General features: G+C 53.1%; 13 protein-coding genes. 7 read left to right on the forward strand and 6 right to left on the reverse strand.

Annotated features, from left to right (window positions below):
• The first annotated feature begins 87 nt into the window (after positions 1 to 87).
• Both SynA15127_RS09430 and SynA15127_RS09435 read left to right on the forward strand, forming a co-directional pair.
• Positions 88 to 1,638 carry an ABC transporter substrate-binding protein gene (locus SynA15127_RS09430; RefSeq protein WP_255475457.1) on the forward strand — a complete coding sequence of 517 codons (1,551 nt, stop codon included), beginning with the start codon at positions 88 to 90 and terminating at the stop codon, positions 1,636 to 1,638.
• Entirely contained in the window at positions 1,638 to 2,657 is a 1,020-nt protein-coding gene (locus SynA15127_RS09435; RefSeq protein ID WP_186483838.1) for an ABC transporter permease, read from the forward strand. Before SynA15127_RS09430 ends, SynA15127_RS09435 begins: the two co-directional genes overlap by 1 nt.
• Here SynA15127_RS09435 and SynA15127_RS09440 read toward each other — a convergent pair.
• Positions 2,651 to 4,255 carry an alpha/beta hydrolase gene (locus tag SynA15127_RS09440; protein WP_255475458.1) on the reverse strand — a complete coding sequence of 535 codons (1,605 nt, stop codon included), beginning with the start codon at positions 4,253 to 4,255 and terminating at the stop codon, positions 2,651 to 2,653. The genes SynA15127_RS09435 and SynA15127_RS09440 overlap by 7 nt on opposite strands.
• Before the next feature lie 101 nt (positions 4,256 to 4,356).
• Here SynA15127_RS09440 and SynA15127_RS09445 point away from each other — a divergent pair, with 101 nt between their 5' ends.
• Positions 4,357 to 5,544 carry an MFS transporter gene (locus tag SynA15127_RS09445; RefSeq protein ID WP_255475459.1) on the forward strand — a complete coding sequence of 396 codons (1,188 nt, stop codon included), beginning with the start codon at positions 4,357 to 4,359 and terminating at the stop codon, positions 5,542 to 5,544.
• Here SynA15127_RS09445 and SynA15127_RS09450 read toward each other — a convergent pair.
• Positions 5,479 to 5,781 (reverse strand): hypothetical protein, encoded by a 303-nt coding sequence (locus tag SynA15127_RS09450; protein ID WP_186483840.1) that lies wholly within the window; start codon positions 5,779 to 5,781, stop codon positions 5,479 to 5,481. The two genes, SynA15127_RS09445 and SynA15127_RS09450, sit on opposite strands and share 66 nt — an antisense overlap.
• Positions 5,782 to 6,166: 385 nt before the next feature.
• On the opposite strand from SynA15127_RS09450, the gene SynA15127_RS09455 reads away from it, so the two are divergent.
• Both SynA15127_RS09455 and SynA15127_RS09460 read left to right on the forward strand, forming a co-directional pair.
• Positions 6,167 to 6,358 carry a hypothetical protein gene (locus SynA15127_RS09455; RefSeq protein WP_186483841.1) on the forward strand — a complete coding sequence of 64 codons (192 nt, stop codon included), beginning with the start codon at positions 6,167 to 6,169 and terminating at the stop codon, positions 6,356 to 6,358.
• A 202-nt stretch (positions 6,359 to 6,560) separates the two neighbouring features.
• Positions 6,561 to 7,061 (forward strand): hypothetical protein, encoded by a 501-nt coding sequence (locus SynA15127_RS09460; protein WP_186483842.1) that lies wholly within the window; start codon positions 6,561 to 6,563, stop codon positions 7,059 to 7,061.
• Positions 7,062 to 7,566: 505 nt separating this feature from the next.
• Here SynA15127_RS09460 and SynA15127_RS09465 read toward each other — a convergent pair.
• Complete coding sequence (locus tag SynA15127_RS09465) at positions 7,567 to 7,824, reverse strand: hypothetical protein (RefSeq protein ID WP_186483843.1); 258 nt, start codon at positions 7,822 to 7,824, stop codon at positions 7,567 to 7,569.
• Positions 7,825 to 9,327: 1,503 nt separating this feature from the next.
• Here SynA15127_RS09465 and SynA15127_RS09470 point away from each other — a divergent pair.
• Both SynA15127_RS09470 and SynA15127_RS09475 read left to right on the forward strand, forming a co-directional pair.
• Complete coding sequence (locus SynA15127_RS09470; RefSeq protein ID WP_186483844.1) at positions 9,328 to 9,576, forward strand: DUF1651 domain-containing protein; 249 nt, start codon at positions 9,328 to 9,330, stop codon at positions 9,574 to 9,576.
• A 146-nt stretch (positions 9,577 to 9,722) separates the two neighbouring features.
• Positions 9,723 to 10,136 (forward strand): hypothetical protein, encoded by a 414-nt coding sequence (locus SynA15127_RS09475; RefSeq protein ID WP_186483845.1) that lies wholly within the window; start codon positions 9,723 to 9,725, stop codon positions 10,134 to 10,136.
• Positions 10,137 to 10,162: 26 nt separating this feature from the next.
• Here SynA15127_RS09475 and SynA15127_RS09480 read toward each other — a convergent pair whose 3' ends face one another.
• From SynA15127_RS09480 to SynA15127_RS09490, 3 genes are all read right to left on the reverse strand, one after another.
• Positions 10,163 to 10,357, reverse strand: a complete 195-nt coding sequence (locus tag SynA15127_RS09480) for a hypothetical protein (RefSeq protein WP_186483846.1) — start codon at positions 10,355 to 10,357, stop codon at positions 10,163 to 10,165.
• Positions 10,358 to 12,840: 2,483 nt separating this feature from the next.
• On the reverse strand, positions 12,841 to 13,164 hold the full coding sequence (locus SynA15127_RS09485; RefSeq protein WP_186483847.1) for a hypothetical protein: 324 nt from the start codon (positions 13,162 to 13,164) through the stop codon (positions 12,841 to 12,843).
• A 1,581-nt stretch (positions 13,165 to 14,745) separates the two neighbouring features.
• Entirely contained in the window at positions 14,746 to 15,627 is an 882-nt protein-coding gene (locus SynA15127_RS09490; RefSeq protein WP_186483848.1) for a hypothetical protein, read from the reverse strand.
• Between the last annotated feature and the right edge of the window lie 322 nt (positions 15,628 to 15,949).

Here is a 15,949-nt window from a genome sequence, read left to right on the forward strand (position 1 = left end):
GCGTCAGGGTTCTTTCGCTGTTGAATAAGCCGCGAGAGCACTCCGGAGCGGATGTCAGCAGAACGGCCATGGCGCCAGCCACTGGTGATGGCGTTCGCGCTGATCAGTGTCTGCTTCAGTCAGCTGTCCTGCCAGCCCCGGCGCGCGGAGCAGCAATTGACGGTTGCTTCAGCGGGAAAGATCAGTTCGCTGGATCCCGCTCAGGCCAGCACCGTCAACACGATCCAGCTGTTGAGCGCCCTCGGCGACCCTCTCTACAGCCTCTCCGAAGACGGCGAGCTGGAACCCCGTCTCGCAGCGGCATCTCCTGAGATCAGCTCCGACGGAACGACCGTCACGATCCCGTTGCGCACCGACGTCCGCTTCCATGACGGCAGCCGCTTCGATGCGGCCGCCATGGCCTTCAGCCTGCGGCGCTTTCTGCGCATCGGCACCCTCAGCTATGTCGTCGGAGACCGCATCGCCGCTGTGGAGGTGGCCGCCCCCGACCGGCTGCGGCTGCGACTGAGCCGCCCGTCCACATCCCTCGAGGGACTGCTCACCTCGGTGAACCTCACCCCGGTCTCGCCGCAGTCTTACCGGGACCACAGCGATCGCTTCCTGACGGACCGGTTCGTCGGCACCGGACCGTACCGCCTGAGCAGCTTCAGCGAACACCAGCAGCGACTGGAACCCTTCGAGGCTTACTGGGGAGAGGCCCCCCGCAACAGCGGTCTCGACCTGATCACCCTGAGCAACTCCACAGCTCTCTACGGCGCCCTGCGCAGCGGTGAAGTGGATGTGCTGCTCTCTGCTTCCATCGATGAGGACCAGAGGTATGCGCTGCACCGCAAGGCGGAGGCGGGACAGCTGCATGAGGCGGTGGGGCCGGCCATGGAGGTCGGCTACATCACCCTGCTCAGCAACGCCATGCCGCTGCAGGATCCTCGGTTGCGTCGTGCCCTGTCGCTGAGTCTGAACCGCACGGAGCTGAGTGCACGGGTGAGCTACGGCCTGCGCCGTCCCCTGCGTGCCCTGGTCCCTCCCAGCCTGGCCGGGGGAGGGAGCCCGATCTGGCCGGCGCACGATCCCATGCAGGCCAGGGCCCTGCTCAGCAGCGCCGGGTACTGCGACGGCAGGCTCCTGCAGGTGCCGCTCACCTTCCGATCCAATGTGCCGGCAGACAAGCTGCTGGCCCTCACCTGGCAGGCGCAGGTGAAGCGTGATCTATCCGACTGCCTCGTGCTGGAACTGGATGGAGTGGAATCCACCACCGTTTACCGCCAGCTCGGAGAAGGTGCTTTCAAGGCCGTGATGCTCGACTGGCGCGGCACTTATCCCGATCCAGAGGCCTATCTGACGCCGCTGCTCAGCTGCAGCAATCCATCAGGCGAGATCTGCCTTGACGGCGAAGCAGCGATCAGCGGTAGCTTCTGGTCCACCTCCGGTCTGCAGGAGGCCCTGCGCAGCAGCGATGAGCTCAGGGGCGCCGCCCGTCACGCTGAGCTGAAGCGCATCGAACGCATGACCGCGCTTGGAGCGGCCTACATCCCGGTCTGGCTCGAATCCCCGCGCGCCTGGGGGCAGACCGATCTCTCGGTGCCCGAATTCGACGGCAGCGGCCACGTGCGGCTGAACCGGCTTCGGAGGACTCGCTGATGGGACGCGCCCGCGCACTGCTCAACTACAGCGCCACACGGCTGGGGCTGGCACCTCTGATGCTCTGGCTGATCGCCAGCCTGGTGTTCCTGCTGCTGCGACTCGCCCCTGGAGATCCGGTGGATGCGGTGCTGGGCAGTCGGGCTCCCGCAGCGGCGAAAGCGGCGATGCGGGCCCGGCTCGGCCTGGATCAATCCCTGTTGCAGCAATATCTCGACTATCTCAACGGCCTGCTGCACGGCGATCTCGGCCAGGCCCTGATCAACCAGGAACCGGTGAGCACGATCATCGGGCGCACACTTCCGGCCAGCCTCGAGCTGAGTTCGATCGCGCTGCTGGTGGCAGCGATTGTGGGTCTGAGCGTCGGGTTCAGCGGTATCGCACGCCCTGAGGGCAAGCTCGATCTCGCCGGGCGGCTCTACGGACTGGGCACCTATGCCCTGCCCCCCTTCTGGGTGGCGATGCTGGTGCAGCTGCTGTTCGCGGTGAGTCTGGGCTGGCTGCCGGTGGGAGGACGCTTCCCCCCCAGCCTCCTCCTCCCGGAGGGCAGCGGCTTCTATCTGCTGGACAGCATCCGACAGGCCGACTGGATGGCGCTGCGCGGCACCATCCGGCATCTGCTGCTTCCGGCGGGGACCCTGGCCCTACTGCTCAGCGGCACGTTCACAACAGCCCTGCGCCTGAACCTGCGCCGCACACTGAGAAGCGACTACATCGAATCGGCCCGCAGCCGTGGACTGATGGAATCCCGCGTGGTGCTTCGTCATGGCCTGCCCAATGCACTGCTGCCGGTGCTCACCATCGCCGGCATCACCGTGGCCTCCCTGATCGGTGGCGCGCTGCTGATCGAGGTGACCTTCTCATGGCCCGGCATCGCCCTGCGGCTGCAGGAAGCGATCAACCAACGGGACTACCCGGTGGTTCAGGGCATCGTGGTGGTGATCGCCGCGCTGGTGGTGCTGGTGAGTGTGGCGGTGGACCTGCTGGTGGCAGCTCTCGACCCGCGGATCCGCTACTGAAGCGCCGACTCCAGCACGGCAGCATCCCGGCTGTTGAAGCGGTGCCAGCGAACGGAACCCTCCTGGTAATGGTGCGAGGCCGTGGCCTGAGCGGCCCCCTCGAGCTGCTCGAGGAACGCGATCAGTTCACGACGCAGCAGCTCCTGCACCGCCAGGGGATTGACCCCCACCAGCTCCTCGCCCAGACGGAACAGATCATCTCCGTCGCCGCTGCTGCTCTGGCCCTCAACCCGGATGGCTGAAAAATGACTGCCCCCCTCCACGATCACCGCCCGACTGAAGGGGTGCTGTCCGAAGGAGGCGAGCATCCCCAGCTGCTCGGCCAGCGGCGGGGTGATCAGATCCAGCGTGCCGCCCATCAGCAGCACCGGAATCGAAGCGGGGCGCGACAGGCCGGGGGGCCAGATCAGGCTGCCGAAGCTGTTGAGACCCACCACAGCTGCCAGCTCCGGAACTGAGATCCGCGCCTCCAGAGCACCCTCCTTGGCCAGCTCACACTGCAGCAGCAGGGAGAGGTTGGTGAGCGGCAGTTCATCGAGAGCCTGCCGGCATCGCTGCGGCAGGCCTGGCTGCGGCGCCCGCCCCGTGGCCATCAAGGCCGTGAAGGCTCCGAGGGAATGGCCGATCAGCACCACGCGATCCCCCGGCACATCGAGGGTGCCGCGGCGCTGGGCCAGCAGGACAGCCTGGAGATCCTGCATCCGCTGACGCAGAGCCTCTGCACCCGCCAATGGCTCGCGACCTTCCAGCAAGGCCTGCACGGCGGCGGAGTCGCTGCCTGGATGCTCCATCAGCACGACAGACCAACCGGCTGATGCCAGCCCGCGAGCCAACCATTGGAAATGATCCGGATCACCTCCGAGCCCAGGCATCACCAGGATCCGGGGCCGGCGACGATCGGAGCGGGGCGCTGACCAGCTCTGCAGTTCCAGATCCTCGACACGATGGGGAACCGACAGCCGGATGCGTCGAGGTCCGGGCCTGGAGCGCTCCACCCCCGATGCGAGCGGGTCCAGCACCTCGGCCGGTTGGCGGGACAGATGACTGGTGAGCCGCTGCTGGCGTTCCACCTGGGTTTTCCAGCGGCCTGCAGCCAGCAGCAACGCATCAAGGTTCACCCTCAGACGCTCAGCGGGCAGGGCCTCCAGCAGATCGAGGGTCGAAACCTGCGGTGCCTCCGTCAGCAGCTTCTCCATGGTGGAGAGAATCCGCTCACTGCTGATCCGTTCCGTGCCCTTGGCGCTGTCGACCTGGATCAGATCACCGAGCGCATCGATCAGCGGTCGGGCCGCCCAGCTGCGCAGAAGCTGCTGGCCCAGGCTCCTGCGGGTCAGCACCGGCGCGTTCAACAGACGGATCAACCCAGACCGGCTGTCCTGGTCCAACAGCCTCAACCAGGTCGTGAGCTCGGATCGCTTGCCAGCGCCGGCGCCAGCCAGACCCTGAAGCTCATCCACGGTGATCGGCAACGTGATGCCGTCGATCACCACCTCGAGCCGTTCAGCAGCCCGGACGGGCCACGGTGCGAGGGGAGAGAGCAGCAGACTGCCGATAAGTCCTATCGCGAGGCTTCGCCCTGTTAAGCGTCCGCGCAGCAACGCCTGACCCCATGCGGTGGTGGAACCAGTTTCCTTCAGGCCTGCGAAATGTCACCCGGCTGAGACTGCTCGCGTCCATCGGGGCTGGCGGAGTCATCTTCATGACCCCGTTGATCTTCCATGCCATCGATTTCTCCGCCAGTCAGGTCGGCAGCGGGCTTGCGGTCTCCGCGCTGATCGGCACGGCCGTCCGCCTGCTCAGTGGGTCGCTGCTGGATCGGGGTCTCCGCTGCTCATGGCCGGTGCGCGCCACCACGCTGCTGGCGGTGCTGGCTGATCTGACCCTGTTCCGGGCCGACACCTACGGCGGATACCTGCTGGGCCAGCTGCTGCTGGGCACTGCGGCAGGGCTCTACTGGCCGGCGATCGAACTTGCTGTGCCGTTGAGCTGCGGCAACGTTCCCTCCGGACGAGGGTATGCCCTGGTCCGCAGTGCTGATGCCCTCGGCATCGGCCTGGGCGCTCTGCTGGGCACCGTGGCCGCCTTGGTGGGCCAGCTGCGCCTCGTCTACGGGGTGGAAGCGCTGTGCATGACGGCTGTGCTGATTCTGATTAGCCTCCATCCACTCGAGGATTCCCGCGCTCGCCCCGGGAAGGACAGCACCAGACCGACCGAACGGGAAGCCGGATCCAGCGGCCTGCGCTGGCTCGGACCACTGCTGCCCGTTCTGGCGGTCAGCGTGATCGCCACTGGCATCCTGGCGCTTCAGCAGAGTGCCCTGCCCCTGGATCTGGTGAAGGGAGGCCTGCAGCGCCCCGCTCTGAGCGAAAGCCAGAGCGGCGGGCTGATCGCTCTGCAGCTCAGCCTTCTGGTCGTGCTGCAGTGGCCGGTCGGCCGCTGGCTTTCGGATCGCAGCGTGATGTTCGGCCTCAGCGTCAGTGTGGCTGGTTTCAGCGTCGGTTCGGTGCTGCTGGCGCTCTCCTCCGTCTCCGAACACGGCCTCCACTTCGTTCTGGCAGCCCTGATGCCGATGGCCCTGGCACAGGCTGCCTTTCTACCCACCGCCACGGAGGCGGTGATCGAGGAGACGCCGCCCGGCCATCGGGGGCTGGCGATGGCACTGTTCTCCCAGTGTTTCGCCATCAGTGCGATGGCGGCACCTTTGATCGGAGGTGCCCTCCTGGACCGTCAGGGGCATGGATTGCTGCTCTGGCTGATCACGGCAGCGGCCTGCCTGCTGATGCTTCCGGTGGTGCGCAGCATCCAACCCCGCTTCACCGACTCATCGGGGGCTCTCGAAGAGACGGTCGATGGCGTAACAGGGAACCCAGGCTTTCTCGGGGACTGACGGTCGCCCGGATCGGTCCAGCAGGCGGTAGAGGCAGAACTGCTCTCTCTGCTCGATCGCCGGGCCTTCCACCACAATCTCCTCGCTGCGCAGATCCAGCCGATGGGTCATCCGGAAACCAGGCCTGGAATACAGACTGGTTCCAGGACGCAACGTGAACATCGCGGCCATCGACGGTGGCGCCGCCAGCAGCATGAAACCGATCAGAAGTGTCTGACGAAGGCGGCTGCGTGGCATCGAGCAGTCCCTGGAGGATCGCCAGTGTCACACGTGCCCCATGCATTGGACGGAACTGGCTGCCATCGCTGATTCAGACGATCAGCAGAACCAGATGCAACGTCTTTCAATTCCTGCCTGCACAACACATCCACCGCTGGAATCTTTCTTACCTTCAGCCAGGCAGAGCAGCCATTCGTTCACACATTCACAGCCAAGCGTGTGAGCCCGCACCATGACCAGGCAACTCACATTTCACCGCCATTATTCATCTGTCTTCATAAACAGTATTTCGAAACATATTTCATGATTTTTCCGCACTCTCTCCGCAATTGTCTTGCTATGAAACGCGAAAGAGCAGGAACGAATGAACCAAACCATCAAGTACTCCCTCCACAACGAAGTCATGGAAGCCGTTGACGAACTCATGGAGAAATATTTTCAAGTTGCCAACAAGAACGAGGTCTGCCAGGAAATCGCCTGCACTTGCATTGAATACTGCGAACAGGAACTACCAGAAAACGAAGAAGCAGTTAAAACTCTGCAAAAACTTTTTGAAAACAACAAAAGACACCAGCCTCACAAAAGACACCTTTGAAGCGCCTGGCCTCGAACAGTGCCCACAACAAAAAACAAATCCTTTAGAAAGAATTGTGCGACAAGAGTACGCAGCTTTTCGTCCAACTCCCTGCAACGAACCGAGGAATAAGTTCATGAAGTTCTGAGACTTGCCAGTCAAAATGGCGGAGAACTAGGCTTCAAATTGACTGCATTAATTTTTTTTGGAACAGTCTCATTCCATGGATTCCAATTCTGCCGTTCAGATTGGAACCTGGCGTCGCGCGATCAAGGGGATGCGATCCAATGGATCAAGCAAATATCATTACAACTGGAATTTCGATGACGGGAATAGTGGATTTATCGTACACGGGAAAAAGCGTGGCAAATGGCTCCGCAGAAAGTACAAGATGTTCATCGATTCCAATGGCAACGGAATTCTAGATGATTCAGATGAATTAATTTCAAAGGGGAAGTTTGAGAAAAGATTTCGCAAGCAACGACCTGGCCGACTGATTGAAAAAGATACCGATGGCATCATCACAGCAAAAACCTATGAAGTACATGATCATTCCGACCATGGGCATACCGAACATGACCATGGCGAACTTTTTTCCCATATGGGGGAATCCGGAATCAATGCACTCGGCATTGAACACATGAGCTTCATGAATCTAGACAACAATATGGTCCTACATGATCATGGTTTAGCCCACGATCATGACCACTCGATGACAATGTAATTGGAGCCAAGGCATCGTCATCACCCTGAAGACAGCAGCCTGTCCAGAGACCTGTTGGCTGTTGCGCTGATCACGACCCCTGCGTTTTCTATCGCTACGTCTTGCCCCCAATCAACCATTCGAGCCATCGATCAGGGGGCATCCATCGATTCGACCAATCCAGCATGCTCGAGAAGCCGTGGGGTCGACACTTGTTAACCAGACAAGTGTCGACCCCACGGCCTAACAAGGTATGCGTGTTGTTTACACGTTGAACAAAAACTCTGTACCTAATAGTCATAGCAATGGATCTAAGCGAACTCGATAACCATAGACTTTTAGAGGACTTTCCTGCCCACTGTGGTGGTTTGTCTACTGGGCGGTAACGCCTTCAGCCACTGAAGCCAGGCAAAACAGATCGATATCGAGCCAAAGAAATTGAGGGGCAGTCCAGCCAGCTACTCCACGCAGCTTCGGCAAGCACGAAACAGGGTCAAACGTTCTATTCAAACTCCTACAAATCAAGTCATACCAATCGGTATGAAGCAGTTGGTAGACAAGCAATTGTGGAGCAATGGACCATCACAGCTGGATCCTCCGGCAAAGCAAGCCAAAGGAATGACGCATGTCCGGCCATCCCTGCAACTGGTGCAGGAACGAGGGAAGAGAAGGCATCACCCAGAACCTGATCCATCAGAACAGGAACGAACAGGTTCACTTTCAGATCACTGACCGGAAGCTCAATGCTCTCGATGGCGGTCAGATTGACATCAAGGCTGAGCAACTTAAACTCGAAAAAGGATTAAGGGTTTTATCTCTATGTACGAGATGGACCGCAAGGCAGACCGAGAAGAGACGGATCGCTGGAGGGCTGATGCGATGGACGTGATGCTCCGCCTAAACGAGCTGCTCAGCGAAAGACGTTGAACACCATTCACCTGAATGGACTCCACTCAGAAGCTCGTAGAGAAGTTGATTGAGAGACGGATGAAGAACACCGGAGAGTCTCAAGCGGTAGCCACTGCCAACGTGCTGGCTGCCTTCGGAAAGCTCAAGAGAAGTGAACCGAACGCGCCTCTCGGCTGATGTTCAGAGAAAGTCAAAATCCTCTTCGACTTCATCACCCTCGAGGGATTGCAGCCAAAGCGCCGAGATGGGAAAAACGAGACAGCCAGCCAGAATGAATTCCATGGATGCCGGAGCGGTTGATATCACCATGCAGGCACAGACTGCGCACGTTTGTATCTTTTATTGCCAGAATTTCGTACAAGCGTAGCAAGTCATGCTTTCCAACTGAGTTAGGCATTTGAACTCAAGCGAGATATTTCGCCTCAACGACTACATCTCCGTTCCGCAGGATGACGGAAGTTGATTGTGTTACAACCTTTTCTGATGGAAGTTCTCGCCGTTGTCGTCATCGTTGCCATCTCCGGTGGATGCGCTGCTGCACTGACGCCGGGTAAATCCTGATCATGTACACATTGACTGTGATCATCATCACAATCGGATTCCTTGGTCTGTTTAGACCGATCATTTCGATCCTCTGATCAGGTTCTGTCACCAGCACACCTGGCTGAAGAACGTTGAGTGGCTGACGACTGAGGCATGAGTCACTTGAAGCCTCAGGGGTCCAGCCACAGACGGACCGCCCTTAGAGAGCCTTTTAGCCGAGTTCCAGCACAGAGCAGTTAGGGAGGCGTATGGGATGGGGGGATTGAGCTTGGTGGAGAGGCGAAAAACTCTTACTTAACCGATGTTGCAAAACTAATTTCATATGCAGCCATCAATGACATTCAATGGCCTTTTGGCTCTTCTTTTAGAAATGCATTCGGCTTTGATGATGTTGATCCATTCATAACCATTGGGCGCTCACATAATGCCATTAGGGCTAATGAAGGTCAGCTGCATAGAGAGCATGTAGTTCCAGCTGTACGCATTAAGGAGAAAGCTTACGAGATGGCGTGTGGATATGCGTCTGTTGAAGCTATTGCAGAGTTTCTACGCTGTCATCTCTTGATTGTTCTACTAACCAAGGAAGAAGCACAACTACTCGACACGAGAGTGTCAGATGGTGGGATTAAGCTTAAAACTTCTATGCCTTTGTATTGGGTATGGGGTGATGATCCACTCGATCGTTTGAAGGATGTTGGTATCAGCATCGAACTTTATGAGGAGTATTCACCGCGTACTTGGAAGCCATGGAAGCCTAGGAAGCGTGATTACGTGCGACATGTGCTTCGAAAACCATTCTCTTAAGACAGCGGGATGATCCTTCAATTATTGAGCCATGGGGTCAGAGGGCTTCATCCAAGATCTGGCGACCAAGGAAACCAAGCGGTTCCACCGTGACGAGAAAAGCTGGACACGAGACCCGAAGGTCTTTGTCGATACGGGTGTGCTGATACCTGGCGAGCCACCACTGCTGAAAACACGTGTGCACCTGCGTAGGGACGCTACAGAACAGCTGTGGAAGGAGTTGCATCGTGTTGGCTGGGAGCAGGTAGACCCTTGTTGGGGAGCTTCTGCAGAGCCGTAAAGCAAAGGGGCTGTGGGGGAAATCTGCGCTTTGTGTATACGTAAAGACCTCTCAGAAATTTTTCTTATTTTTCTCTATTTTGTTTCTTACTCAAATAAAATCAATGAAAATATATATTCGTATCTGGAGTCTATTTTCTAAAAACCATGGCTCAGCTCTATCTCGTTGCTTTCAAAGAGCAAAATTACGGCACTGAACCCGAAGTAAATTATGCGCTTCGGGAGCTACTCGACGAACACTGCAGCTACTGCACTCCTGCATGCAAGACAGAGGTCTTTGGTCCTCATACACCTGAACAGAGCCTGGCAGAAATCTGCTGGTTATTGCAGGAGGTTGGATACACACAACTTGCCTACCACGATCTGATTGACCTTCTCCGCGAGAAATATGAAAAGGTCAACGGCTATAAGACTCCATCATGGTATGAAACATTCTATGGTCGTGAGATCCAGCGCCAAGACGAAGTAGAGCGAAAAGAAAGAGTTGATAGATGGAAATCCGACCGAAACTGGATCTTCAGAACTCTGATTTCTAAGTGGGTCAAGCCACGCAAGAGGTGAGGCTTTGAAGCCAGAGGCCTAGGCGTTCAAGCAATCCCCATCATTGGAGCAAGCCACTCAGCATGAAGAGCTGTCAGCACTGACATGTCAAAGGCATGGACCGCCGGGTTGGTCTTGTCTGCCACCCACAACAGTCCAAACGGTGCATTGATCGCTAACTGCAACCGCCACCGCCAGGTGATGACTTTCCAAGTCTTCCGCAGGATGGGATTTTGGACCACGTCTGAACTGGGGCAAAGGGTAGTAGAGCCTATCCAGCTAAGCGCCCATATCGCTGATCACCTCCATCTCTCCCTACAGCTGGCATCCCTGTGTTGATAGATCAGGCAGCAGGTCAATCCATCACCTCACCTGCGCCAAGCATGAAGGTGTCGATAATGATCCGAAAAGAGAGAGCCAACGTCGCTTAACGAACTCATCACCCGTATAACTCAGCGCTCAATCGGAGAGCCGCTCCCAGTACCCAAGCGCTGAGAAGCACGACGAGTAAGACGTAGACAGACCGTATAGACAGCGGATATTCCGCAGGGCTTATCCCTCATACAGGATCCGGAGGTCATCGTCTAGGCGTGCCAGTCATCGGTCACACCAAGCAACCTCACTCAGGCTTCTTGCTGCTCTTACCTCCGTTGTGATCGCTTCCTGCGACGACGGCGACACGTGCACCACGACAAGTGCTGAATGGGTTCGACTGGGCTGCCTCAGCACACCCCTCAAGTCGAGACAAAAAGCCCTAAGCCTTTAAAGCCCCAGGCATCCAGGCACAGGCAGACCACCCTTAGAGAGACATTTAGCCGCGTTTCTGCACGGAGCACTTGAGGAAGGGTATGAGAAGGATTGCGCCCGGTCTGCACGTAATAGAAAGGCTTCTCAAATTTGTGTGATTTTTATCACAGCCACATACACTTGTTACAAACAATACTTTTGATAAATACTTTGGATAATATTAAAGTGAAACGGTCACTACACCCAAGCCGCAAAAAGGGTGCCAAAAATACATAGCAGGCAAACTGTTGTCAACTACCTTAAAAGGGTGAATTGACAATCACTATGTCCTCTCCACCCCGTGACTTTCGCTACACATTCGATTTCCTAAATAAAGGGAATCTCATTTATGTTTATCAACACTTCAACTATTTGCTGAGTATCGGAAGACTGGAAGACGCCAAAGCCTTTGAAGAGGAATATACAGAAGACATCGACACAACAACATTATTCACAAAGTCATAAACGATGAGCGGCTTTCCTAATTGCCATAACTAGGGAAGTGACAGCTTGCCACCTCTGCCTCTACTTCCTTTTAACAGTTAACTTTTTCCTAAAAGTCACCTCCGTCCTCACAGGAAGCTTTCTCCTAATCGCCATAACCAGAGCTAATCCAACAGTTACGACAACATAGAAGATGCCTGAGTAAAATGATGCCATAAAAAGTGCAGCAACTTGACCGATTATTATGAACGCAAGCGGCGGAGCACCGTCCAAAAAAGCAAGTGTAATCCAGAAGATGGATAAGAAGATAATTGTGCTTGCAACGAAGAACCAACAAGTAAGTTTCCAAATCAAGCTGAGCTGCTTATCAGTTAGCCAAAGAGTGCTAGGAGCCATTACCAGATAGCCCAGGCTTTTAAAGTATAGCGGCAGAAATAAGCTTGACCACTTGAAAAACCCCAACACTCCCTTCATCAGAAAACACTTAAAACTTATTCTCTAGCGCCAATTCATCCTTATATCGTCCTTGATTCATCAATACAAAAAGATGATCAAGCGTTTAACCGTAAGTTGAATAACTAAAATTGCCAGAGAAAAATAGAGATGCTGGCAGGGATGTTTCGTTGCTCATGAAAGTATCCACAACAAAGACTAGCCAGAAACGAAATCAAACCAAAATAGTCAATACAGAACCGAGCGCATCAAAAGTTGTCAAAGCAATGTCTTATTGCGTGAAGCAAAATGAAAGTCAATTTCCTAAGATGACATCAATCGTTCGTGAAAAGAACCACATTTGGCTGCGGCAATCAAGGCCGTCGAGCGCTGTTGCTTAGTCCTAGAGCGGAAGGGGGTATGGGGGGCTCAGTTTCACCTCCAGCGAATCCCGAGCTTACAAAGCTCATTCCTAAATCCTCTTCTCAAGGATCAGCTGTGCCGGCGAGGTAAGAGGTATTGAGAACATAAATGAAGGACGATGGAACTTCTTGCCAACACCACCTACCTTGTTATTAATAACGATGTGGAACGCGAAGGTTACCTCACTGACATATGAGACACATTGCAGCCCTCTTAAGTCTTTTAATTTTCAATGCACCATGCACATCGAAAGAGCTTTACTTGCCAATCAATGAATTCAATACAATTGCAGATAGAGCCCACAGGGATTGCGCAGATTACGACCTGGACTTATCAAGAGAGTTTTACAGGTGCCTTGACAGGAAGATGGATGGCATTTACGTCGACAGCAACACAATCGACATAATTCCTAAATAGCCTTAGAAGCTAATACTCAACAAACAACCATCCAGTTTGGCCGACTCAGAAGTAACTTATAAACTGCTGCCAGTCGTTCATTTCAGCCTTGTGATAGAACTTAAATACCAAAATAGTCAAAAGATGATTGATATGTAGCTGATTTTTGTTGGAGGTCTGGAAAGCTATCGACTTTTGAGCGCAGGCCAGACTCACTCAATATGATCAGATGCGTTGGATGAGACTATCGATTTTTGTATTTTTCAAGTTCGCTGGGGCAAACACCTGAAACGTAAGCTGAAATATAATTTGCAATCCGATTTCTCTGGTCTTCAGTCGGCATCATAGGGATGTCAGTATATTTGAGAGGGGTCTCTTTTTCCAAAAGACTAGAAATCTCAGGCTCTGGGATGTCATAAAAATCATCGACTCCCATCTTGCATATCTTTTCTGCCGTCCACTTGGCAAGGACAATTTGGTCTTCTCTCGTCAGGCCAGCTTGAGCTGTCCTTGCAAGAAAGAAATGCAGAGGCAGAAAAAATAGTAGAGCGAAAAGAATAGTTTTCACACCATTGGGTACAAAGCTAAATCATAGCAACAAGTCATGAACTCGTCAGCATCGCTACCACGCAAGCTTCATTTGTCCTCTATGAATCCCTATCAATCAAAAGCCTGTGCACTGACTTGAGCTATGACACCTATCTCAATGGCAACTCTTTTTTTCTTTCTTGGAGTGCCACTAGCAGCATACGCTGAGGAAGACATTCAAAATCAGCAAAGCAGATTTAAAGCATATAATGAATGCATCCTAGACGCATCTAGAAAGAATATGAAATGGACTCAATACAAATTTGATGTCAACAAATGCCGTTCTGAATTTAATCTTCCTGGCTTATACCAATAGGCAAGAAAACTTGAATATGGCAAGTCCTGGGCTCTTGATCAAGATAAATATTTCATCAATATAAAAGTCAAAGAATTAAATCAAAGTCCGGCTTCAATTCAGAACAACCACAAGGACGGCAACTTGTAGAGAGACTTTAGAAAAGTAATATACCATCTAGGAATTTGTTCATAGCTTTCGTCAGCAATTCGGTAACCACGCTTCTTCCATCTTTCATGGCAGATGCGAGGTGCAAGCATTGCAAAATACAGGTCAATAAATTTAAGGATAAGCGGCCAAAAGACATAGTAAGGCCACGGAAGAGAAAAGATTAATATCACCATAAAGACATAAAAGCCCAATATTCTCCATCTAACCGTATGAAACCAGAAGAAGATACCAAACGCAAAAGCAAAAATCGAAGCCCAGCTGTAGCTTACAAATTTTTCCTGCGGAAAATCATTGGGATTATTGTATAAAGGCACAAGGCAAGAAAGGTTATTAATATTATAGGCCAATCGTCAAGCCTCATTCACCAGGAATAATCAAATCAAAGACGCTCTCTTTCACGTTTCTCCATCGCTTCGAGCAATTCAGCGGCCTTTGACTTATGTCCTGAAAAGTTTGATATTCTTTGGCAAGATTGACCTTGCAAGCCTCCTTTGAATTGAAAACCAAGTTGGTTATTTTCTTTTTGATTGTCTAAATTTTGATTCATATGATTGTGAAATGTATTGGTCTTTTACGGCACGTTGTTTAGCTGACGCCTGCCATTAACGTTGTGAACATTTCAGAGTGAAAAAAGGAAGGAGTTGGTGAAGACCAACCAACCAACCAACCAACCAACTCCATTCCTCAGCCAATAAGTAAATATATCGCCCCCATTAGGGAGGGCTTTTTTATGTCTTGTGATTATTAGATAAACCAGCTCCACCCAGCCTGGCTGCTAACGGCTAACCACTACCGCTAGCAAAGACAACCAACAGGTATTGCTCCCGTTCTTTGTTCACTTGAAGGTTGTTGTGTTGATCTAACACAGAACAGCTAAAAGAAAGTAATTAAAAGATGTCTGTTCACTCCTTCACTCACTCGCTACGCTCGTTCGTTCAGTCGTTCACCAAGACATGAGTAAATAGAAATGATTGTGTCTTTTGGGACACCTCGCTCGTTTCACTCGCTCGGTGTAGCGATACTAGATCTTTTTTTGCAAGACTATCTGATTTGTCTTACCTACTACGTAGTAGGGGGGTAAATCCAAAAAGTCAGTCATTGCAAGTATTTATGACTGTCATCATCCCAAAGCATTGGGTCGTTCAAATAGTCCTGCTGGTCTTGCGCCATCTCTTCCTTCCTTACTTGTTCTGCAGCCTCCATCTCTCTTCTTCGTTGCTCTTGATCAACGCTGCCTGATTCAAGGTGTTTTTGTTTCCATTCACCACTTGCTTCGGCAAGTTCCTTGGCCTGCTTGCCTCTTAGCTTCTCATGTTCGATTCTTGTGTGATCAGCAGCTTTCTTCCTTCCTTTTTTTATCAATTCTAATCGCTCAAAGGGGTTCATTTTCTTTGGATCTGATATGTCTAATAAATCATCAGCAACAATTGAGCTTGCGGTGTCCCAATCAACGCTGTAATTACGGACAATACTTAGCTCCATTTGAAATTTGACATCTTCAATGGAGTCACCATCTATCAGGTTTTCAAACCACTGTTCTTGAGCTGAGTTGTAATCAGATATTTCTTGGTCTATTTGTGCTCTCATCGACCATGGCATTGAGCTGCTTTCCTTCTTCCTTTCATGCCGCTCCTCATCCTTGATTTCATTTAAGTAATCAAAGAGCTTTTGAGCTTCCTGCAGAGCTTTCTTCAGATTTGCAACTTGCTCGTTGGGTGGTTTTCCTTTGTTGTCTCGACTCCATTGGTGTGCGCTGCTGTCTTCACTGACGATCTTGCAGTTCTTAATGCTTGTGATCTCGTTGCGTCTGATGCCTAGTTGTAGCCAGATGATTGATAAGCGTATGAACTCTGCCTCTGTAATGCCTAGTTCCTTAGCTGCCTTTGCTGCTGCTATCTGTTCCGGCTTTGGAAGCTTCCACCGCCTCTCTGAAGATCGCCCCTCGTGGCCTTTCTCTATTGATGCCGTGCATGCCATATCTAAAAGCCATTTCGTGCACCTTCTCGGCGCTCCTAGATGCCTCATAGAGCGCTATGCGGACAGCCTTATCTTCGTCGCATTGCAATGTGTTGGACAATCCGACAAGCATTTGCAGTTCTTGCTGACTAAACAATGCTCTCGGCGTGGAGCTTGCACATTTGTCCGAGGCTGTAATTACTGGGTGCTTTGATGCATCGCATCTCCATTTGTTGATCGGGAAATAACTCTTTGTCTTTCCTGGGTTGTACTTGTTGTATCTGGGTGTAGCCATATGTATGGGTGTGTATTTGCTGGTTAATCCTGAGAGGTGCCTACAGGG

The sequence above is a fragment of the Synechococcus sp. A15-127 genome (assembly GCF_014280215.1).
Taxonomy (GTDB): domain Bacteria; phylum Cyanobacteriota; class Cyanobacteriia; order PCC-6307; family Cyanobiaceae; genus Parasynechococcus.

Excerpts from the sequence above, each read along its gene's own strand:
- SynA15127_RS09430 (WP_255475457.1), top strand. The coding sequence starts at position 88 with ATGGCGTTCGCGCTGATCAGTGTCTGCTTCAGTCAGCTGTCCTGCCAG.
- SynA15127_RS09435 (WP_186483838.1), top strand. The coding sequence starts at position 1,638 with ATGGGACGCGCCCGCGCACTGCTCAACTACAGCGCCACACGGCTGGGG.
- SynA15127_RS09445 (WP_255475459.1), top strand. The coding sequence starts at position 4,357 with ATGACCCCGTTGATCTTCCATGCCATCGATTTCTCCGCCAGTCAGGTC.
- SynA15127_RS09450 (WP_186483840.1), bottom strand. The coding sequence starts at position 5,781 with ATGCCACGCAGCCGCCTTCGTCAGACACTTCTGATCGGTTTCATGCTG.
- SynA15127_RS09455 (WP_186483841.1), top strand. The coding sequence starts at position 6,167 with ATGGAAGCCGTTGACGAACTCATGGAGAAATATTTTCAAGTTGCCAAC.
- SynA15127_RS09460 (WP_186483842.1), top strand. The coding sequence starts at position 6,561 with ATGGATTCCAATTCTGCCGTTCAGATTGGAACCTGGCGTCGCGCGATC.
- SynA15127_RS09470 (WP_186483844.1), top strand. The coding sequence starts at position 9,328 with ATGGGGTCAGAGGGCTTCATCCAAGATCTGGCGACCAAGGAAACCAAG.
- SynA15127_RS09475 (WP_186483845.1), top strand. The coding sequence starts at position 9,723 with ATGGCTCAGCTCTATCTCGTTGCTTTCAAAGAGCAAAATTACGGCACT.
- SynA15127_RS09490 (WP_186483848.1), bottom strand. The coding sequence starts at position 15,627 with ATGGCATGCACGGCATCAATAGAGAAAGGCCACGAGGGGCGATCTTCA.